The 19803-nt window shown below is 73.4% G+C and carries 23 protein-coding genes; 13 read left to right on the top strand and 10 right to left on the bottom strand.

Annotated elements, in window-relative coordinates; all coding sequences use genetic code 11:
• Positions 1–20 precede the first annotated feature (20 nt).
• Positions 21–1094: a cupin domain-containing protein gene (locus ACR9E3_RS18735; protein WP_460382023.1), complete on the top strand. Its 1074-nt coding sequence runs from the start codon at positions 21–23 to the stop codon at positions 1092–1094.
• Between the two features lie 12 nt (positions 1095–1106).
• Positions 1107–2024, top strand: a complete 918-nt coding sequence (locus tag ACR9E3_RS18730; protein ID WP_460382022.1) for a fumarylacetoacetate hydrolase family protein — start codon at positions 1107–1109, stop codon at positions 2022–2024.
• Here the strand turns inward: ACR9E3_RS18730 and ACR9E3_RS18725 are convergent.
• Positions 2021–2431, bottom strand: coding sequence for a GlcG/HbpS family heme-binding protein (locus tag ACR9E3_RS18725; protein WP_460382021.1), 411 nt, complete (start codon positions 2429–2431; stop codon positions 2021–2023). The two genes, ACR9E3_RS18730 and ACR9E3_RS18725, sit on opposite strands and share 4 nt — an antisense overlap.
• Positions 2432–2629: 198 nt before the next feature.
• On the opposite strand from ACR9E3_RS18725, the gene ACR9E3_RS18720 reads away from it, so the two are divergent.
• Entirely contained in the window at positions 2630–3241 is a 612-nt protein-coding gene (locus ACR9E3_RS18720) for a sulfite oxidase-like oxidoreductase (RefSeq protein ID WP_460382020.1), read from the top strand.
• The gene (locus ACR9E3_RS18715) at positions 3216–3980 is read left to right on the top strand and encodes an FAD-binding oxidoreductase (RefSeq protein ID WP_460382019.1); all 765 of its coding nucleotides are present in this window, start codon (positions 3216–3218) and stop codon (positions 3978–3980) included. The genes ACR9E3_RS18720 and ACR9E3_RS18715 overlap by 26 nt, the downstream gene beginning before the upstream one ends.
• A 9-nt stretch (positions 3981–3989) precedes the next feature.
• Here the strand turns inward: ACR9E3_RS18715 and ACR9E3_RS18710 are convergent, their stop codons facing one another.
• A complete protein-coding gene (locus ACR9E3_RS18710) occupies positions 3990–4334 on the bottom strand; it encodes a UBP-type zinc finger domain-containing protein (protein ID WP_460382018.1) in 345 nt (114 codons plus the stop codon).
• Positions 4331–4687, bottom strand: a complete 357-nt coding sequence (locus ACR9E3_RS18705) for a GNAT family N-acetyltransferase (protein ID WP_460382017.1) — start codon at positions 4685–4687, stop codon at positions 4331–4333. Before ACR9E3_RS18705 ends, ACR9E3_RS18710 begins: the two co-directional genes overlap by 4 nt.
• Before the next feature lie 163 nt (positions 4688–4850).
• Here ACR9E3_RS18705 and ACR9E3_RS18700 point away from each other — a divergent pair, with 163 nt between their 5' ends.
• Positions 4851–5549 (top strand): SDR family oxidoreductase, encoded by a 699-nt coding sequence (locus tag ACR9E3_RS18700; protein ID WP_460382016.1) that lies wholly within the window; start codon positions 4851–4853, stop codon positions 5547–5549.
• On the opposite strand, the gene ACR9E3_RS18695 is transcribed toward ACR9E3_RS18700, so the two are convergent.
• Together ACR9E3_RS18695 and ACR9E3_RS18690 are read right to left on the bottom strand one after the other, a co-directional pair.
• Positions 5546–6061, bottom strand: coding sequence for a TIGR03086 family metal-binding protein (locus ACR9E3_RS18695; protein ID WP_460382015.1), 516 nt, complete (start codon positions 6059–6061; stop codon positions 5546–5548). The two genes, ACR9E3_RS18700 and ACR9E3_RS18695, sit on opposite strands and share 4 nt — an antisense overlap.
• A 60-nt stretch (positions 6062–6121) precedes the next feature.
• Positions 6122–7537 (bottom strand): NAD(P)/FAD-dependent oxidoreductase, encoded by a 1416-nt coding sequence (locus tag ACR9E3_RS18690; protein WP_460382014.1) that lies wholly within the window; start codon positions 7535–7537, stop codon positions 6122–6124.
• Positions 7538–7721: 184 nt separating this feature from the next.
• Between ACR9E3_RS18690 and ACR9E3_RS18685 the strand changes: the two genes are divergently transcribed.
• The gene (locus tag ACR9E3_RS18685) at positions 7722–7919 is read left to right on the top strand and encodes a hypothetical protein (RefSeq protein WP_285650186.1); all 198 of its coding nucleotides are present in this window, start codon (positions 7722–7724) and stop codon (positions 7917–7919) included.
• Positions 7920–7922: 3 nt separating this feature from the next.
• On the opposite strand, the gene ACR9E3_RS18680 is transcribed toward ACR9E3_RS18685, so the two are convergent.
• From ACR9E3_RS18680 to ACR9E3_RS18660, 5 genes are read right to left on the bottom strand one after another with little or no spacing between them, the layout of a single operon-like run.
• Positions 7923–8477, bottom strand: coding sequence for a VOC family protein (locus ACR9E3_RS18680; RefSeq protein ID WP_460382013.1), 555 nt, complete (start codon positions 8475–8477; stop codon positions 7923–7925).
• Positions 8474–9481 (bottom strand): LLM class flavin-dependent oxidoreductase, encoded by a 1008-nt coding sequence (locus ACR9E3_RS18675; RefSeq protein ID WP_460382012.1) that lies wholly within the window; start codon positions 9479–9481, stop codon positions 8474–8476. Before ACR9E3_RS18675 ends, ACR9E3_RS18680 begins: the two co-directional genes overlap by 4 nt.
• Positions 9478–9858: a nuclear transport factor 2 family protein gene (locus ACR9E3_RS18670; protein WP_460382011.1), complete on the bottom strand. Its 381-nt coding sequence runs from the start codon at positions 9856–9858 to the stop codon at positions 9478–9480. The genes ACR9E3_RS18675 and ACR9E3_RS18670 overlap by 4 nt, the downstream gene beginning before the upstream one ends.
• Complete coding sequence (locus tag ACR9E3_RS18665; RefSeq protein ID WP_460382010.1) at positions 9855–10976, bottom strand: LLM class flavin-dependent oxidoreductase; 1122 nt, start codon at positions 10974–10976, stop codon at positions 9855–9857. Before ACR9E3_RS18665 ends, ACR9E3_RS18670 begins: the two co-directional genes overlap by 4 nt.
• The gene (locus ACR9E3_RS18660; RefSeq protein WP_460382009.1) at positions 10976–12367 is read right to left on the bottom strand and encodes a phytoene desaturase family protein; all 1392 of its coding nucleotides are present in this window, start codon (positions 12365–12367) and stop codon (positions 10976–10978) included. Before ACR9E3_RS18660 ends, ACR9E3_RS18665 begins: the two co-directional genes overlap by 1 nt.
• Before the next feature lie 84 nt (positions 12368–12451).
• On the opposite strand from ACR9E3_RS18660, the gene ACR9E3_RS18655 reads away from it, so the two are divergent.
• From ACR9E3_RS18655 to ACR9E3_RS18625, 7 genes are all read left to right on the top strand, one after another.
• Complete coding sequence (locus ACR9E3_RS18655; RefSeq protein ID WP_460382008.1) at positions 12452–13330, top strand: LLM class flavin-dependent oxidoreductase; 879 nt, start codon at positions 12452–12454, stop codon at positions 13328–13330.
• A gap of 182 nt (positions 13331–13512) precedes the next feature.
• Positions 13513–14388, top strand: coding sequence for a hypothetical protein (locus ACR9E3_RS18650; RefSeq protein ID WP_460382007.1), 876 nt, complete (start codon positions 13513–13515; stop codon positions 14386–14388).
• Between the two features lie 166 nt (positions 14389–14554).
• The gene (locus ACR9E3_RS18645) at positions 14555–15769 is read left to right on the top strand and encodes a cytochrome P450 (RefSeq protein WP_460382006.1); all 1215 of its coding nucleotides are present in this window, start codon (positions 14555–14557) and stop codon (positions 15767–15769) included.
• Between the two features lie 9 nt (positions 15770–15778).
• On the top strand, positions 15779–16189 hold the full coding sequence (locus ACR9E3_RS18640; protein WP_460382005.1) for a nuclear transport factor 2 family protein: 411 nt from the start codon (positions 15779–15781) through the stop codon (positions 16187–16189).
• A gap of 2 nt (positions 16190–16191) precedes the next feature.
• Positions 16192–17763, top strand: a complete 1572-nt coding sequence (locus ACR9E3_RS18635; protein ID WP_460382004.1) for an AMP-binding protein — start codon at positions 16192–16194, stop codon at positions 17761–17763.
• A gap of 12 nt (positions 17764–17775) precedes the next feature.
• The gene (locus ACR9E3_RS18630; RefSeq protein ID WP_460382003.1) at positions 17776–18609 is read left to right on the top strand and encodes a mycofactocin-coupled SDR family oxidoreductase; all 834 of its coding nucleotides are present in this window, start codon (positions 17776–17778) and stop codon (positions 18607–18609) included.
• 63 nt (positions 18610–18672) lie between these two features.
• Positions 18673–19791 carry an NDMA-dependent alcohol dehydrogenase gene (locus tag ACR9E3_RS18625; protein ID WP_460382002.1) on the top strand — a complete coding sequence of 373 codons (1119 nt, stop codon included), beginning with the start codon at positions 18673–18675 and terminating at the stop codon, positions 19789–19791.
• Positions 19792–19803: the final 12 nt, after the last annotated feature.

Genomic DNA, 19803 nt, shown 5'->3' with positions numbered 1-19803 from the left:
CCGTCCCAGGGGAGACCCCGATGACCACTCTCGAGTCCGAGACCGCTGCCCTCGAGCGCTTCTACGGCGACGTCGCCGCGGCCGGGCTGCAGCCGCTGTGGACCCAGACCCGCGACCTCATGACCCCCAGCCCGCGGGGCGGCACCCGCGGACACCGCTGGCCGTGGGCCACGCTGGAGGCGCTCGCGCACCGCTCGGGCGACCTCATCCCCATCGAGCGCGGCGGCGAGCGGCGGGTGCTGGCGCTCGCCAACCCGGGCCTCGGCGGGCTGCCGTTCGCGACGTCCACGCTCTGGGCCGCGGTGCAGTTCCTCGGCCCGCACGAGACCGCGCCTGCCCACCGGCACTCGCCGGGCGCGGTGCGTTTCGTGCTGCAGGGGGAGGGCGTGTGGACCGCGGTCGACGGCGACCCGTGCCCGATGAGCCCCGGTGACCTCGTGCTCACCCCCGGCGGCACGTGGCACGAGCACCACAACCCCGGCGACGGCACCATGGTCTGGTTCGACGGGCTGGACCTGCCGATGGTGGCCGCCCTCGACGCCGTGTTCTTCGAGACCCGCGAGGACGAGGCCCCGAACACCGCCGCCCCCGACCGCTCACCGGGCGAGGCCCTCCACGGCCACCCCGGCCTGCGGCCCGACGGCGTGCCGACCCCGGCGGGGCACTCGCCGCTGTCGGTCTACCGCCGCGCCCACACGGACGCGGCGCTGGCCGACCTCCTCGCGGTGCGGCCCGGCGAGGCGAGCGTCGGGGTGACGTTCACCGACCCGGCCACCGGGCGCGACGTGCTGCCGACCCTGCGCTGCCGCATGGAGCGCCTGCGGCCCGGGGCGCGCACCGCGACCACGCGCACGGCCGGCTCCTCGGTGCGCGTCGCGTTCTCGGGGCACGGCACCACGACGGTCGACGGCGAGACCTTCGCGTGGGGCCCCGGCGACATGATCACCGTGCCGTCGTGGGCCGCGGTCGACCACCGTGCCGACGATTCCGGACGTGACGACGGCGGCCCCGCCGACGTCTTCGTGCTGTCCGACGCCCCCGTGCTCGAGGCGCTGCGGCTCGACCGCCACGTCGTCGTCGACCCCCAGGTCTGAGGAGGCCACCCGTTGCGTCTCGTCTCGTTCACCGCTGAGAGTGCCGACCGGGTCGGGCTGGTCGACCCCGACGGCTCGTCGGTCACCGACCTGACCGACCTCGTCCGGTCGCGCACCGACGCGACCGGGCTCTCCCCGATGCGCGCCCTCGCCGGGGCCTGGGACACCCTGCGCGGGTCCCTCACCCCGGACGCCGGCCCGACGCTCGCGCTGCGCGACCTGGTCCTCGCGCCGACCGTGCCGGACCCGGGCACGGTGCTCGCCGCACCCGTCAACTACCACGACCACATGGTCGAGATGAGCCAGACGAGCCACGTCGGCGCGCTGGGGGTGTTCCTCAAGGCGCCCGCGTCGGTGCTCCCGCACGGCGGCACGGTCCAGTTGCCCTACACCGACCGGCGCTTCGACCAGGAGGGCGAGCTCGCGGTGGTGATCGGCCGCGAGGCCCGCCACGTGAGCGAGGCCGACGCGCTCGACCACGTCCTCGGCTACACCGGCTGCCTCGACATCACCATGCGCGGCGGTGAGGACCGCTCGCTGCGCAAGTCGTTCGCCACCTTCACCCCGCTCGGACCGTGGCTCGTCACGGCCGACGAGGTCGACCCCACCGACGTCGACCTCGTGTGCGCGGTCGACGGGCACGTCCGCCAGCGCGCCAGCACCCGCGACCTCATCTGGAGCGTCGCCGCGCTGGTGAGCTACGCGTCGTCGGCCTACCCGCTGCACCCCGGCGACGTCCTCACCACCGGCACCCCGGCGGGCGTCGGGGAGATCACCGCCGGGCAGGAGGTGACGCTGTCGCTGTCCGGGCTGCCCGACCTGCAGGTGGCCGTGGCCGCCGACCACGCCGTGGCCTGCCCGACCAGCGGCGCGGGCCGCGGTCCGGTGCCCCCGCCGACGCCCGAGCCCACGGTGGCGGCGACCCCTTAGAGGGCCGCCGCGGCGGCCGACGCCACCGCCTGGTCCTGCTCGCCGGTGCCGCCGCTGACCCCGACCGCGCCCACCACCGTCTCGCCCGACATCAGCGGCACACCGCCTGCGAAGATCATGACGCGGCCGTGGTTCGAGTCCTGGATGCCGTAGAACTGCCCGCCCGGCTGGGCGTTCTCGCCGAGGCCCTGGGTGGAGACGTCGAACGCCCGCGCGCTGAACGCCTTGTTGATGGCGACGTCGACGCTGCCGATCCAGGCCCCGTCCTGGCGGATGTGCGCGACGAGGTTGCCCCCGGCGTCCACGACCGCGATGTTCATCGGCTGGCCCTGCCGGCCCGCCTCCTCCTCGCCGGCGGCGATGACGCGGCGGGCGTCGTCCAAGGTCACGGTCTCGACGGAGCGCATGGCAGGTCCTTCCCGACGGCGGCGGGTGAGCACGCCGGTGCGGTCGACGCCTCGCCCCATCGTGGCGGTGCCACCAGGCGCCGTCGACCCCCGCGACGTCACCGGGCTCACCCGGTACTGCGACATCGGAGGGACGCCAGGAGGCCGGTCGTTCACTAGTGTGACGGTGAGTCACACGGACCCGGCCGAGACGGAGTGATGAGCGTGGCGACGACCCGTGGGTTCCTCGGGCGACGGCGGGAGCGCGATCCGCGCCTGCCGCCCGGGCAGTACGACGTCGGGGCCGGCTGGCCGGTGCTGACCGCCGAGGCGACGCCCCGCGTGGACGCGGACCGCTGGAGCATCACGGTCGACGGCCTGGTCGACACGCCCACGACCTGGACGCTGCGCGAGCTGCGGGCCCTGCCGCCGTCGGTCTACGCGGGCGACATCCACTGCGTGACCACCTGGTCGAAGCTCGACACGAACTTCACCGGCATCTCGCTCGACACGCTGCTCGACGCGGTCGGCGTGCAGCCCGAGGCGCGCTTCGTGGTCGAGCGCTCGACCACCGGCTACACCACCAACCTCCCGCTCGACGACGTGCGGGGCGGCAAGGCGTGGATCGTCTGGGAGCACGAGGGCACGCCGCTGTCCCGCGAGCACGGCGGGCCGGTGCGCATGATCGTGCCGCACCTCTACTTCTGGAAGTCCGCGAAGTGGATCGAGCGGATCACGCTGCTCGACCACGATGAGCCCGGCTTCTGGGAGGTGAACGGCTATCACGAGCGAGGCGACCCCTGGCGTGAGCAGCGCTTCGACGGGGACTGAGGACGCGGGGTCCCCGGGCTACGCCGTCCCCGACGACCGGGCCGGCGGGCCGAACGACCGGCGGGCGGCCGCGAAGTGGCGCGACGCGCGGGTCGTCGAGGTCGCCCACCCGTCGGCCGACGCCGTCGTGCTGCGCCTCGCCGTGCCCGAGCGTGTCCAGCACCACCCCGGTCAGCACTACGTCGTGCGCCTGCGCGCCCCCGACGGCTACACCGCCCAGCGGTCGTACTCGGTGGCGTCGGCCCCCGCGGACGACCTGGTCGAGCTGTTCGTCGAGCGCATCGAGGACGGGGAGGTGTCGGGCTTCCTCGCCGACGTCGTCGAGCCCGGCGACGACCTCGAGGTCCGCGGCCCGATCGGGCGCTGGTTCGTGTGGAGCGGCGGGAGCCCGGCGCTGGCGATCGGCGGCGGCAGCGGCGTCGCACCGCTGGTCGGGATGCTGCGCCACGCGACCGGTCTCGGCGAGCCCGAGCTGCTGCGCCTGGCGGTGACCGCTCGGACCCGTGAGCTGCTGCCCTACGCCGGCGAGCTCGAGGCCGCCGGCGCGCACATCGCGCTGACGCGGGAGCCCGGCGGCGGGCGGCTCGACGCCTCGGTGATCGCCGGGCTCGTCGACCCGGACGTGACCGTCTACCTCTGCGGCTCCGCGCGTTTCACCGGCGCGATGGAGACGCTGCTCGTCGACGCCGGCCAGCCGGCGGGCACGATCCGCGTGGAGCGCTTCGGTCCCACCGGCTGACGGCCGGCCCTAGTGGATGTGCTGCATCCAGTCCGACGGCACCCGATCCACCGGGCCGGGGACGGTCTGGTCCTCCGGGTGGTGCTGCGGGTCGGCGAGCACCGGGCCGCGTCCGACGCTGCCGTCGCGGTCGTCGAAGAACCAGTCCTCGCCGGGCTCGAAGCTGGTGAGGATCGGGTGGCCGTGCTCGCGGGCGTGCGCCGTCGCGTGCTGGCTGGGTGACGAGTCGCAGCAGCCGATGTGACCGCAGGCGGCGCAGCGACGCAGGTGGAACCACCAGCCGCCGCTCGCGTCGCACTCCAGGCACCCGGTGCCCGACGGCGTGGCCTGCGGGTCGATCTCGGTGTCGCTCATGACGCCTCCTCGGTGGTGTCGAGAGTGTCCAGCCCGAGCTCCTCGCGGTCGTGTGGCGCCACGTCGGCCAGGTACTCGGGGTGGGAGCGCAGCCAGCGCTGCGCGTAGGGGCAGCGCGGCACGACGGGCAGGCCCTCGGCGCGCGCCGCGTCGAACACCGCGCGGACCAGGCGTCCGCCGAGGCCCCGCCCGGCGTACGCGTCGTCGACCTCGGTGTGCACCAGCACGATCGCCGCCGGCACCTCGTTCCCGGCGTGGCGGTGGTGCAGGTCGACGTGGCCGGCCTCGGCCCCGTCGACGCGCAGCACGGCCGTGTCGTGCTCGAGGTCGACCCGGATCTCCTCGTCCGCCATGTCCCCATCCTGCTCCGCGCGTCCACCGGCTCGCCGGTGACCTGCGGCACCGGGCGTTGACGGTGGGTCCGGGCCGGCGCACGATACGGACCGTGCGGTCCGGGACCGATCGGTCCGCCATCCGTCCCGAGAGAGACGCCGCCATCGTGGAGAGGATCGTTCGATGATCATTTCTGGTGCGAACGCGCTCGTCACCGGCGCCAACCGCGGCCTGGGCGCCGCGCTCGTCGAGGGCCTGCTGGCCCACGGCGCGGGCACCGTCTACGCCGCGGCGCGCGACCCGCGCACGGCGGCGCACAAGGACCCCCGGGTCGTCCCGCTGCGACTCGACGTCACCGACCTGCGCCAGGTCCGCGAGGCCGCCGAGCGGGCGGGCGACGTCGACCTCCTGGTCAACAACGCCGGGGTGGGCGGTGCGGGATCGTTGCTGACGGCCGACCCCGAGCGGGCCCGCGCCGAGATGGAGACGAACTTCTGGGGTCCCGTGTCCGTGCTGCGGGCGTTCGCCCCGGTGCTCGCCCGCAACGGCGGCGGCGCGGCCGTCACCGTGCTGTCGGCGCTGTCCTGGGCGGCGATGCCGGGGGCGGGCGCGTACTCGGCGACGAAGGCCGCCGCGTGGTCGTTCACCAACACCGCGCGGGCCGCGCTGCGCGACCAGGGCACCCAGGTGGTCGGGGTGCACCTCGGCTTCATGGACACCGACATGGTCGCCCACCTCGACGTCGAGAAGATCGCCGCGGCCACCGTCGCCGAGCGCATCCTCGACGCGGTCGCCGCCGGCGAGGAGGAGGTCCTCGCCGACGCCCCCAGCCGCGCGATCAAGGAGGCGCTGGCCGGCCCGCCGAAGGGGCTGGAGATCTAGCCGGGCCGCCGTCCGGTGCCGGCCACGACGCGGTCGAGCAGCGGGGCGTCGTCGGGCAGCCTCACCGGCGTGCCCCACAGCTCCGGCAGCGGCGCGCGCGGGACGAAGTCCCGCACGTGCGCGAGGCACGCCTCCAGCGTCGTGTCCGGCGGGGCGAAGGGCCGATCCGTGGCGCGGGCGAGGTCCCAGCCGTGCACGACGACCTCGGTGAGCGCGATGCGCCCCCACGTCGCGGCCGGCAGGGCCACGCCCGGCCCGGCCGTCTCGCCCTCCCACGCCGCCGGGTCCGCCCACGCGGAGGCCAGGGCGTCGAGGGCGGCCGGCAGGTCGGGACGGCGGGGCTGCTCGTGGCCGGTGGCGATCGCGGTGAAGCCCGCGGCGACGTCCTCGAGGTGGGCGATCACGTCGCCGACGGTCATGTCCGGGCACGGCGTGGGGTCGGGCCGGCGGGCGTCGTCGATGCCCGCGACGAGCGTGGCGAGCTCGCGGCAGGCGGGGGTCAGGTCGATCACGGGTCCTCCTCCCGGACGTCTCCCGGTGTGACGGCCCGCGGGCGGGGAAGTCATCGGCCCTCAGCCGGCCAGCGCCGCCTCGAGCTCGGCGCGCGTGGGCTGGGGCAGCGCGACGCCGGCGCCGCCGAGCGCGGCCCGGGTCGCGGCGACCACGTCCGGGTCGGCGTAGAGCTTCTCCGCGTCGCCGACCATGCCCATGATCCGTGCGACGGCCCGGAAGGCGAGCGGGTCGGTCAGCGAGGCGCGCCGGAGCTGGGCGAACGTGACGCGGTCGTCGGCGGGTGGCGGCGCCGGCGGGGCGGGTTCGCCGAGGACCGTGTGCCGCAGCGCAGCGAGCCGGCCGGCGTCGGTGGCGGCCTGGTCGGCGTACCAGGGGCGGACGTGCTCGAGGGTCGCGCGGTCCATGGCCAGGCTCGCGGCGTCGGGGTCCTCGGGGTGGGTCGCGAGGACGTCGGCGAGGTCGGCGATCGTGCGCAGGGCGACGCCGATCCCGCGCCCGAACGTCGGGTTGGTGGTGCACACCGCGTCGCCGACGGCGAGCAGCCCCGTCGCGACCGGGCGCCCGTCGGCGACGAGGCGGCGGAAGGTGTTGTGCAGCCCGCCCATGACGAACACCTCGGAGATCGGCTCCAGGACGTCGAGCCAGGCGGCGTAGTACGGCACCGTGCGCACGGTCGCGTCGAAGACGGCGGGGTCGCGCGCGGTGCGGAAGCGCTTGTCGGCGGCCATCGGGGCGAGGGCGATCTGCGCGGTGCGGTTGTCGCCGGCCCAGAACCCGACGGTGAACTCGTCGAGGCCCATGACGACGCGGGCGGTGTCCGGCCCGGGCAGCGGCACGCCGTCGGGCATCCGGTACTGCCGGCCGTAGTAGGCGAGCCCGCACGGGGCGGTCTCGACGACGCTGCGGTGCGCGCCGATGTCGTCGAGCCAGCGGTCGACGGCGGTGCGGCGGCCCGCGGCGTCGACGACGACGTCGGCGGTCACGTCGCCGGCGTCGGTGCGCACCCCGTGCACGTGCGGCGGGTCGCCGGGGTCGGCGAGCAGCCCGGTCACCGTGACGCCGTGGCGGATCGTGACGCCGGGCTCGACCGCGGCGGCGCGTCCCAGGACCCAGTCCACCGTCGCCCGCCTGCTCATGATCGGGCGCAGCTCGTCGTCACCCGGCACGGGATCGCGGTCGGTGAGTGTCGCGGCCATCTGGGACTCGAGGGGCGCGTCGCGGGCGCCGGCCGCGCGCAGCTCCTCGAGCACGTCGGGCAGCAGCCGCGCCAGCAGCACCCGCGTGCCCGGGAGCAGGACGTGGGGCTGCACGATCTGCGGCGCGGTGGGGCGCAGGGCCTCCGCGGCCGCCGTCTCGAGGTCCGCGGCGGGGGTGAGGTCCTCGCGCTCGAGCACGGTCACGCGGTGCCCGGCCCTGGCCAGCACCAGCGCCGTGGCCAGCCCGCCCGCGCTGCCACCGATGACGACCACGTCCACGGGCCCACCCCCTTCTCGAGAAGGCATCGTGCGCCCTGTCGGCCCTGGTGGGCCAGGGTCCGGTCCGGTCTGTGGTCCGGTCCGAGATCCGGGCACTCGTCCGTTGGGCGGTACGCGGGCAGTGTGACGGGGGTAACGTCGGGAGGTCGTCGCCACCCCTGGCGACGCCATCGGAGGTGTCTCGATGTCCGACGCGACGAACGAGCCGACCGCTCCCCGGGAGCGGCACGACGCCGACGAGCCGGCGCGCAACGGCCAGGTCCACGGTCTCCTCGAGTCCGCACGGATGTGGGCGCGCCAGCAGGGCCTGCCGGTGCCGACCAACGGCCCGCTCCCACCCGAGATCATCGCCCAGTACAAGCGGCGCCAGACCTGGGAGTAGCCCTCAGCCCTCCCGGAGCACCGCGCGCTCGTCGTCGGCGAACACGACGCGCCCGGCCAGCACGTCGTCGAGCGTGATGCCCGACGCCGCCGGGGTGTCCCAGCGGATCGTGGTGTCGGCGAGCTGGAGCAGCGTGCCGCAGCCCGACCGCGGCCGGACGTAGGCCTCGCGCCAGTACGGGCTCGCGAGCCCGACGTCGACGACCTCGTAGCCGAGGCCGGTCAGGCGCGCCACGGCCACCTCGACGTCCGCCACCAGCAGCGTGAGGTGGTGGACGCCGGGGCCGCGGCGCTCCAGGAATCGGGCGACGCCGGCGTCGTCACGCAACGGGGAGATCAGCTCGATCTTCATCCCGCCGGGCAGGGCGAACTGGGCGACGCGGATGCCCTGGCGGTCGTCGTCGCCGCCGAAGAGGAACCGCCCGCCGAGGGCGGTGGCGAACAGGGCCACGCCCTCGCGCAGGTCGCGGACGGCCACGGCGACGTGGTCCATCCGCAGCACGCCCGCCTCCGGGGGGATCGCCGCGGTCGTCGCGTCGGCCTGCGGCAGGTCGCTCATCGCGGCACTCCCGTCGTGGCCATGCGGGTGATCGTCTGGGCCGGGCCCTCGGGGTCGCCGGGCACCGCGCCGGGCGTCAGGGCGATCGGCAGGTCGACGCCCGCCCGCCGGAGCGCCTCGACCCGGCGCGCGACGTCGTCCCCGGAACCCAGCGCGCACATCGCCGCGACGGCGTCGTCGTCGACGAGGCCCAGCGCGGCCCGGCGGTCGCCCGCCGCCCAGGCCTCGGCGGCCGCGTCGAGACCGGCGAAGCTCGCGCGGAACGAGGGCCGGTGGGTGGGCACCATCGCGTACTGCAGCACGAACCGCCGCAGGCGCTCGCGGGCCTCGTCGACACGGTCGCCGGCGTAGGCCCAGAACGACGCCGCGATGCCGACCTCGTCCGGGTCCCGGCCCGCGGCCGCCGCACCCTCGCGCACCAGCGCGATCTTGGGCCCGTACTCCTCGGGCGGGGTCCAGGTCAGGAAGGCGACGTCGGCGATCGCGCCCGCCAGCCGCAGCATCCGCGGGTTCATCGCGGCGACGAGGATCGGGACGTCGACGGGCGCCATCGCGGCGCGGAAGCCGTGCGAGCGGACGTGGTCGCCGTCGAGGTCGGTGCGCTCGCCGCGGAAGACCGCGCGCAGCGCGGCCACGTACTCCTCGAGGCGGTCGCGCGGGGCGTCGAACCCCAAGCCGTGCCACTGCTCGACGATGATCGGGCTCGAGGCGCCGAGGCCGGCGAGCACCCGCCCCGGGGCGAGCGACGCGAGCGTCGTGAAGCCCATCGCCGTGAGCACCGCCGTGCGCGGGTAGACGCCGACGATCCCGCTGCCGAGGCGGATGCGGCTCGTCGACGCGGCGATCATGCCGAGCATCGCGAAGACCTCGGGCCCGGCGACCTCGCCCACGAGCACGTCGGTGATCCCGGACCGCTCCGCCAGCCGCGCGAGCTCGAGGTACTGCCCTGCCGACAGTCCCTCGTCGACCGGGAGCGTGACGCCGAGGCCTTCGATCACGGTCATGCGGCGCGGATCTGCTTCGCCACCGCGGCCGTGTCGTACCAGGTGGAGAGACGGGTGATCGTCGCGCCGTCGTCGGTGAGGTCGAAGACGTCGACGGCGTCGAACTCCACCGGGGCGCCGCCATTCGTGCGGCCCTCGAAGTGGATCTCCACCGTGACGACGGTGCCGGCGACCACGACGCGGGTGGGCTCGTCGTGGTGGACGGGCAGGGCGGCCAGGACCTGCGGGAAGTGCGCGGTGATCTCGTCGCGGCCCCGTCGCGTGGGGGCGCCCACGGTCCGGAGCTCCGCGTCCGGCGCGAAGACCTCGCGGATCGTGTCCCAGTCCTCGGCGTTCACCGCGGCGAAGTAGCGGGCGACCGCCGGCGGGGTGCTCATGCGCTCAGCCGCTTGCGCAGCTCGGACATCGCTCCGAACGACCAGCGGGCGAGGCTCGGGTCGCCGAACGCCGTGATGTTCCACATGACGAGGTGGCGCAGGCCCTTCTCGGCGTACTCCTCGACCTGCTCGGCGACCTCGTCGGGCGTGCCGCAGAAGGCGTAGTGGCGCACCACGGCGGGCGGGATGGCGTCGATGATCCGCAGGGACTCGGCGCGGTCGATGGCCGTGGGGATGAAGTCGTGGAACCCGGAGCCGTCGGGGTACGGGCCGTCCACCCCGAGGTCGCGGAACACCTGCGCGGGCAGCAGCACGCACAGCGCCCGCACGAGCGGGGCCTCGGTCAGCCGCTGCACGGTCTCGGCGTCGGGACCCATGAGGACGTAGCCGAGCATGCCGGGGGTGATGGCGTCGGGGTCCCGGCCCTCGTTCTCGGCTTCGGTCCGGATGGTGGTCAGGGCGTCGCCGTACTCGGCGGTCCCGAGCTTGGTCGGCAGCCAGCCGTCGGCCTTGCGCCCGGTCAGGCGCAGCATCCGGGGGCCGTGGGCGGCGGTCCAGATCTCGGGGGGCGCAGCGCCGAAGGGCTGGAGGCCCAGGACCGCCTTCTCGAGGTGGTGGAAGCGGCCGTCGAAGTCGACCGGGCCGTCGGCGGACATGAGCAGCCGCATGACGTCGATGCCCTCGTCGAGCCGCGCGACCGGCTTGTCGAACGGCATGCCGTAGGGCGTCGCGTTGAGCTGCTCGCCGCTGCCCAGCCCGATGATCGCGCGTCCCTGGGTGACGTGGTCGAGCGTCAGCGCCGTCTGCGCGGCCATCGCGGGGTGGCGGCGGATGAGGTCGGTGACGCAGACGCCGACGCGGATGCGCTCGGTGGCCGCGCCGACCACGCCCATCATCACGGCGGGGTCGAAGTAGACGTGGGGGTTGGGCTGCACGTCGGCGAGCGGCGTGAGGTCGCGTGTCCACATCGTGTCGGGGTGCCAGCCCATGAGGTGGTCGGGCCACCAGACGGCGTCGAACCCCTCGGCCTCGCTGCGCTGCGCGAACTTCACCGCGGCGGCGGCCGGCGGCATGATCTGGCCGGGAACACCGAGTTCGATCCTGTTCTGGGTTCCCATCAGTAGCGCCACCCGTCGCCGAACGTCTCCAGGCGCCGGCCCAGGTACTCCTCGACGACGGTGAGCGCGGCACGCGCGGCGCGGTCGGTGCCGATGCCCCGGCTGCGGAACGTCTCGCCGGCGAACCACAGGCCCTCAGGCCGCGGCGGGCGCCAGTGCGGCCGGTACATCCCGACCAGCCCCGGCTTCTGGATCACACCGAAGCTCGGCTCGAACACGAGGTGCCGGCGACGCCACACCGTCTTCCCGAAGCCCGGCCACATCTGCGCGACGTCGGCCTCGAACTGCTCGGTCTGGCGCCGCAGCCACGCCCGGTCGCGGCCCTTCTCGCCCGGGAAGATGCCGCCCATGACGTGGAGCTGGGTGCCCTCGGGGGAGCAGCTCGGGTCCATGGCCGTCTGGTTGAACATGAAGCCACTCAGCTCCGTGTTCGGCGTCCTGAGCCAGGTGGAGAGCTCGCGCGGGTCGATCTGGTGCACCGGTTCCTCGGTCGCGAGGTAGAGCCCGATCCACGCGATCCGGAACTTGTCCTGGGCGAGGAACTTGATCTGCTCGGCGTACCAGTCGGGCAGGTCGCCCTCGTCGACGACGTTCAGCACGTGCCAGACGGGCAGGGTGCAGATGACGTGGTCGGCCTCGAGGATCTCCTCCTCGAAGAACTCGTTCGGCAGGACCCGGGGCTGGCGCGCGATCGCGACGCCCTTCGTCACGCCGTCCTCGATGACGACGCGCTCGACGGGGGTGGACAGCCGCAGGTCGCCGCCGGCCTTCTGGAAGGCGTCGGCGAGGTCGGCCCACATCCCGTCCCAGCCCTGCCCGGGCCAGCACGAGTAGGCCGCGGTACCGCGCTCGGCGAAGTGCATCTTGCGCACGAAGAGGTTGTCGCTGGCGGAGTGGTCCCACCAGTGGTCGGTCATGCACTCGAGGACGGTGATGAACTCGAAGAGGTCGACGACGCCCTGGTCGTCGGTGTGCTGGTGCAGCCACTGGCGCAGCGGGCGGTCGTCCCAGCGGTCGAGCTCGTCCCACTCGGTGTTCAGCAGGGCCTTGATGACCTTCTTCAGCTCGCCCTTGCTGCCCGAGTAGCGGTCGCGGATCGAGCCCCAGCGGTTCTTCTCGTGGTCCCAGACGGGCATCTCCGCGGAGACCTCGCCGTGCTGCAGCGTCTTGCCGACGTGCTCGAAGACCTTGGTGAGCCCCGACCCCGGGTCCTCGATGAGGTGGCCGCCGACGTTGACGGTGAACCCCTCGTCGGGCACCGCCATGCCCCGCCCGCCGAGGTGGGGCGAGCGTTCGAGCAGGCAGACGCTCTTGCCCTCGACCGCCAGCAGCGACGCCGCCGTCAGCCCCGCCGCGCCGGCTCCGATGACCACGACGTCGTACTTCGCCATCCGCGACTCCCGTCTACCAAACGACCGTTCGACAGCGTGGCAAGTCGCCGTGTCGTCGGTCAAGCGGCTTGAGAGGATGCCGGCGTGGCGACGACCCCCAAGTTCGGCTGGCTCTCCCCGGTGATCGGGAACCGATGGAGCGATCACCGCCCCATCGCCGCCGACCAGGACACCGCGATCCTCCCGACGGCCCTGCCGCACTTCGACTCGCTGTGGATCGCCGACCACTTCTACGGCTTCGACCAGAAGACCGACCCGTTTCTCGAGGCGTGGACGACGCTGACGTGGCTCGCGGCGCGGCATCCCTCGGTCGAGCTCTGCCATCACGTGCTCGGCGTCGGCTACCGTCACCCGCCCCTGCTGGCGAAGATGGCAGCGACGCTGCAGTACCTGTCCGGAGGGCGCTTCGTCCTCGGCATCGGCGCGGGCTGGCGCGAGCCGGAGTACGAGGCCTACGGCTACGACTTCCCCCGCCCCGCGGTGCGCTTCGCCCAGCTCGAGGAAGCGATCACCATCTGCCGGCGGATGTGGACCGAGGCCGAGCCGTCGTTCGAGGGCCGGCACTACCGCATCGACGGCGCCGCGGCCCCGCCGCTGACCGACCCGCCGCCGCGCGTGTGCGTCGGCGCGGCCGGCGAGCAGATCGGGCTGCCGCTGGTCGGGCGGCTCGCCGACATGTGGAACGGCCCGACGAAGGGCGAGGCGTCGGAGTTCACCCGGCGCTACGACATCGTGCGGCGGTCGGCCGAGGAGGCCGGCCGCGACCCGGACGCGATCGAGGTCTCGACGACCCTGGAACGCGCCCTCCCCGAGAGCGACCAGGACTCCGCGCGGCTGGTGGACGAGCTCGCGGCGAAGGTCGATCTCGGCGTCGACCACTTCGTCATGGACTTCGGCAACCCGGCCTCGACGGAACCGGTGCTGCGCTTCGCGGAGCAGGTCATCGCGCCGTTGCGGGGCTGACCGCGCGGGCCGCGGGCCGCCCGGCGCAGCCTTCCCCAGCCGGCGTTGAGCCGCGCTCGCTCGGGGAGATCAACGGCGTGAAAGACACCTCGGGAGCGTCGTTCAGGTGCCTTTCTCGCTGTTGATCTCCCGAAGTGTGGAGCGGAGGGAACCGCACGGACCTCGGGGCTCTCCAAGTCCGTGTGAACCTGAACAAACCCTTCCGCGGGTCGGCGGCGATCGCGGCCGGCCTGACGACCCGCCGACGACTCCGCGGCCCGACCTTCGAGGAGCTCGGACGCGACACCTACGTGGCCGCCGGGGTCGAGCTCGACCACATGGACCGCATCGTGGCCGCAGCGCTCGAGGTGCCCGGCGCGGTCGTCGGTGGCTGGTCCGCGGTGACGTTCCTCGGCGTGGACGCGGCGCCGACGGGCGCGCCGATCGAGCTCGTCGTCGGCCCGCGGCGGGTCCGGCCTCGGCCCGGGATGCTCCTGCGCCAGGACGTGCTGGGAGAGCGCGAGCTGCGGCACCTCGACGGCATCCGCGTGACCAACCCCGACCGCACCGCCGCCGACCTCGCGCGGTCCGTTGATCACGTGGAGGCCGTCGTCGCGGTCGACGCGCTGGCCCATCGGTTCCGGTTCGACCCCGAGCGGTTGCTGACGTACCCGGCGCCGCGCGACAACCCGCGGGGGTCGCGCCGCCTCGAGCGCGTGGTCGCGGATGCCGACGCACGCGCCGAGTCGCCGCCGGAGACGCGAGCGCGCCTGATCCTCTTCGCGAGCGATCTCCCCCGCCCGGTCCCGCAGTTCGCGGTGCGCGATGTCCTGGGGCACTTCGTGGGTCGCGTGGACTTCGGATGGCCGGGCCTCGAGTTCGCGCTCGAGTACCAGGGCGACCAGCACCGCACGGACCAGGAGACGTGGCGTCGCGACGTCCTCCGTCTCGCCGAGCTGGCGGCGGCCGGCTGGCTCGTCCTCCCGCTGACGGCTCTCGATCTGCGCGACCCGTCGGCTCTCGTTGCCCGCGTGCGGGCGGCGCTCCGTGCGCGGGCGCGCGAGCGAGGCGTCGCGTGATCAGCGGCGCGAAAAGCACCCCGAGCGGCCCGCCGAGGTGCCTCGTGCGCTGGTGATCTCCGAGTCGCCGAGCGCCTTGACCCACCCGGGTGTGATGCTAGTCTCGCCGCGTACCAAACGATCGGTAGGTACACCGACATCGACGTCTGCCCAGGTCGGGGGACCCATGACGGCCACGCTGGAGCCGCCGGACATCCTGTCGCCGGAGTTCGCCCGCGACCCGTACAGCGCCTACCGGCTGCTGCGCGACGAGTTCCCGCTGGTGTGGCACGAGGCCATGCAGACGTACGTGATCAGTCGCTACGACGACGTGCAGCGGGCGTTCAAGGACCCGGTGTTCACGAGCGAGAACTACGCCTGGCAGCTCGAGCCGGTGCACGGGCGCACGATCCTGCAGATGGAGGGCCGCGAGCACTCCACGCACCGCGCCCTGGTGGCGCCGGCGTTCCGCGGCAAGGCGCTGCAGGAGCACTTCGGACCGACGATCCGGCGCAACTCCCGCGAGCTGATCGACGCGTTCCGGGCCGACGGGCAGGTGGACCTGGTCGACGCCTACGCGACGCGGTTCCCGATCAACGTCATCGTCGACATGCTCGGGCTGCCGCGCGAGGACCACGACCGCTTCCACGGCTGGTACACGTCGATCATGGGGTTCCTCGGGAACCTCGCGGGCGACGAGGCCGTGATGGCCGAGGGCCTGCGCACGAAGGCCGAGTTCGAGGCCTACATGATCCCGCGCATCCGGGAGCGCCGCGAGAACCCGGGTGACGACCTCCTCTCGACGCTCTGCGCCGCCGAGATCGACGGCGAGTCGATGACCGACGAGGAGATCAAGGCGTTCTGCAGCCTGCTGCTGACCGCCGGCGGCGAGACCACGGACAAGGCGATCACGAGCCTGATGGCCGACCTCGTCGCGCACCCGGAGCAGCTCGCAGCGGTCAGACAGGACCGCACCCTCATCCCCGCCGCCTTCGCCGAGACGCTGCGGTGGTCGCCGCCCGTCCACATGATCATGCGGCAGCCGTCCGAGGACGTGGAGCTCTCCGGCGGGATCGTCGAGGCCGGGCGCACGGTCACCTGCCTCATCGGCGCGGCCAACCGCGACGAGCGTCGGTTCGACCGGCCCGACTCCTTCGACGTCCTGCGCGCCGACCTCGACCACTCGCGCGCCTTCTCCGCCGCCGCCGACCACCTCGCGTTCTGCCTGGGACGCCACTTCTGCGTCGGCGCGCTGCTCTCGCTGTTCGAGATCGAGGTCGGCGTGAACGACCTCCTCGACGCCATGGCCGACATCCGCTTCGCGGGCGGCGAGGCGCCGCCCGAGACCGGGGTGTTCACCCGGGCCCCCGGTCAGCTGCTCCTCGAGTTCACCCCCAGCTAGGAGGACCCCGTGCCCGTCCGCCCCCACATCGAGAACCTCCTCGGCAAGGCCTCCTGGGGCTACGACGAGGCCGATCCCGACCTCATCGCGTCCTGCTTCACCGAAGACGCCCGGATGAGCCTGCGGATCGGCCGCGACGGCCAGCTGATCGGGCCGTTCGAGGGGCGCGACGCCATCCGCAAGCTGCACGCCGACTCGATGGCCGCCCAGACCGACCAACGGCGTCACAACCTCTCCAACCTGTGGTTCGAGAAGGAGAGCGACGACGAGGCCGTCGCCGTCACCAACCTGACGCTGCTCTCGATCGAGGACGGCGCGGTGCGCGTGCTCTCCAGCGGCTGGTACCGCGACCAGCTCGTCGCGCAGAACGGCACCTGGCTCATCGCCGACCGCTACGTCTACCTCGACCTCCCCTACTGACCATGGTCAACATCGGTCGCATCCCCGAGAAGTGGGCGGCCCTCACCCCGCGCGGGGACGCCGTCGTCGACACCACCACCGAGCGGCGCACGAGCTGGGCCGAGCTCGACGAGCGCGTGCGCCGGCTCGCCAACGGGCTTCGCGGGTCGCGCCCGGACGGCCTCACGCTGCAGCGCGGCGACCGCGTCGCCGTGCTGGCCAAGAACTCCACCGAGTTCCAGGAGATCTACTACGCCGCCGGGCGGGCGGGCCTCGTCGTGCAGCCGCTGAACTGGCGGCTCGGGGTCGGCGAGCTGGCGCGCATCGTCGCCGACGGCGCGCCGCGCGCGATCGTCGTCGCGGGGGAGTGGGCCGAGCTCGGGCGCGAGCTGGCGGGCCGGGTCGACGTCGACCACTGGCTCTCGTACGGCGAGGGCGGCGACGGCAGCTACGAGGACCTGCTGGCCGCCGCGTCGGACGCCGAGCCCGCCGACAGCGCGAGCGTCGGCGACGACGACCCGTTCTTCATCCTCTACACGGGCGGCACGACCGGGGCGTCGAAGGGCGCGCTGCACACGCACCGCAGCGCGTCGTTCGGGATGCTCAACCAGACCGTCGCCGAGCGCATCGTGCCGACCGACGTCTACATGCTGACCGGGCAGATGTACCACATCCCGGTGGTGCTCTCGATGAACTACATGCGCCACGGCTGCCCGCTCGTGCTGATGAACTTCGAGGCCAAGCGGTCGCTGGAGATCATCGAGGCGGAGCGCGTCTCGGCGTTCCTCGGGATCACCACGATGCTCAACTGGATGATGGCGGTCCCGGGCTTCGGCTCGTACGACATCGCCAGCCTGCGCAACATCCAGTACGGCGGCGGGCCGATGCCCTCGGCGGTGGTGAAGAACGCGCTGCAGGCCTTCCCGTGCACGCTCATCCAGGGCTACGGGCAGACCGAGGGCACGACCATGTGCTTCCTGTCCCAGGAGGACCACCACGCGGCGGTCAACGGCGTGCACCCCGAGCGGCTGCAGTCGTGCGGGCGCGAGGGATTCGTGACGTCGGTGCGGATCGTCGACGTCGACGGCCACCCGGTGCCGACCGACGGGAGCACGGTCGGGCAGATCGTCATCCGCTCCGAGGCCAACATGGCGGGCTACTGGAACCGGCCCGACCTCACCGCGGACACGCTGCGCGACGGCTGGATGTGGACCGGGGACCTCGCGACCTGGGACGCCGACCGCTACGTGTTCATCGTCGACCGCGCCAAGGACATGATCATCTCGGGCGGCGAGAACATCTACTCGGTCCAGGTCGAGGAGGCCGTCAACCACCACCCCGCCGTGCTCGAGTGCGCCGTGATCGGCGTGCCCGACGAGGAGTGGGGCGAGAGCGTCAAGGCGTTCGTCGTGCTCAAGCCGGACACGACCGCGACCGAGGCCGACATCGTCGAGACCGCGCGGGCCCACCTCGCGTCGTACCAGAAGCCGCGCTCGGTGGAGTTCGTCGACGCCCTGCCGAAGGCGCCCACCGGCAAGATCCTCAAGCGCGACCTGCGCGCCCCGTACTGGGGCGAGCAGGGGCGCTCGGTCTAAGGAGCACACACCGTGGCCGGACGCATGGAGGGCAAGGTCGTCCTCGTCACCGGGGCCGCTCGTGGGCAGGGCCGCAGCCACGCGGTGCGCCTCGCGCGGGAGGGGGCCGACGTCATCGCGGTCGACCTCTGCGCGGGAATCGACACCGTCGTCGGCAAGTACCCGCCCGCCACCCGCGAGGACCTCGACCAGACCGTGGTCGAGGTCGAGAAGCTCGACCGGCGGGTGGTCGCGCGCGTCGCCGACGTCCGCGACCAGGCCGCGCTCGACGACGCCGTGGCCGACGGGATCGCCGAGCTCGGTCGGCTCGACGGCGTCGTCGCCAACGCCGGGATCGCGAGCTACGGGCGCGCCTGGGAGCTCGACGACGCGACGTGGCAGGACATGCTCGACGTCAACCTCACCGGCGTCTGGCGCACCGCGAAGGCGGCCATCCCCCGGATGATGGACGACGGCGGCGCGATGGTCTTCACCAGCTCCATCGGCGGGTTCAAGGGCATCCAGCAGGTCGGCCACTACGTCTCGGCCAAGCACGGCGTGGTCGGGCTGATGCGCAACCTCGCCAACGAGCTGGCGCCGTACCGGATCCGCGTCAACACGGTGCACCCGACGAACGTCGACACGCACATGATCCAGAACCCGGGTACCTGGGGCATGTTCGCCCCGGGCGACCCGGAGCCCACGCAGGAGAAGGCGATCCCGGGCTTCACCTCGCTCAACGCGCTCGAGATCCCGTGGATCGAGTCGGTCGACGTCTCGAACGCGGTGCTCTTCCTGCTCTCCGACGAGGCCCGCTACATCACCGGCGCGACGCTGCCCGTCGACGCCGGAGCCGCCGTCAAGTAACCACGCCCGACACCGACCGGCCCGACACGCCCGCGTACCTGACGAACGATTGGTGGAGAGCACGTGAAGACACGAGGAGCCCTGCTCTGGGAGCCCGGCACGCGATCGGGGTGGAGCGTCGAGGAGATCGAGCTCGACCCGCCGAAGGCGAACGAGGCGCTGATCAAGCTCGCCGCGTCGGGCGTGTGCCACTCCGACGACCACCTGGACACCGGCGACATCCCGCTGCCCTGGTCGCCGGTGCTCGGCGGCCACGAGGGCGCCGGCGTGGTCGAGGAGATCGGTCCCGGCGTCACGGCGGTCAAGCCCGGCGACCACGTCGTCCTGTCGTTCCTGCCGTCGTGCGGGCGCTGCCGGATGTGCGTGCAGGGCAAGTCGAACATGTGCGAGCTGGGCGCGGGCGTGCTCGCCGGCGTCGCTCCCGACGGCACGCACCGCGTGCACGCGCAGGGCCACGGCGTCGGGTGCATGTCCTACCTCGGGACGTTCGCGCCCTACGTCGTCGCGCCACTGGACGCGGTGATCGGAATCTCCGAGGACATGCCGCTGGACAAGGCCGCCCTCATCGGCTGCGGGGTGCCGACCGGCTGGGGCTCGTCGGTGTACGCCGCGGAGATCCAGCTCGGCGACACCGTCGTGGTGGTCGGCACCGGCGGGGTCGGGATGAACGCGCTGCAGGGCGCGCGGCACAAGGGCGCGCGCAACGTCGTCGCCGTCGACCCGGCGCCGTTCAAGCGCGAGAAGGCCGTCGAGTTCGGCGCGACGCACGTCGCCAAGGACTACGAGGAGGCCGGCCAGATCGTCGAGGGCCTGACCAACGGCCAGGGCGCCGACCGCGTGATCATCACGGTCGGCGTCGTGACCGGCGACCTCATGAACCCGGCCCAGGAGATGACCCGCCGCGGCGGCACGATGGTGCTCACCGGCGCCGCCCCCGTGCTGCAGCGCGACGTGCCGTTCGACCTGTTCACGTTCGCCATGTCCGGCAAGCGGCTGCAGGGCTCGCTCTACGGCACGACGACCAGCCGCACCGACGTGCCGCTGCTCGCCGACCTCTACCTGCGCGGCGAGCTGAAGCTCGACGAGCTGATCACCCGCACGTACTCGCTCGACGACATCAACCAGGCGTTCCGCGACATGCACGACGGCAAGAACGTGCGCGGCGTGATCATCTACGACTGAGGGACGGACCTG

Source organism: Actinomycetospora sp. C-140, from assembly GCF_054796175.1.
Note: the sequence above shows the minus strand (reverse complement) of the source record. Positions and strands in the feature narration are given on the sequence as shown.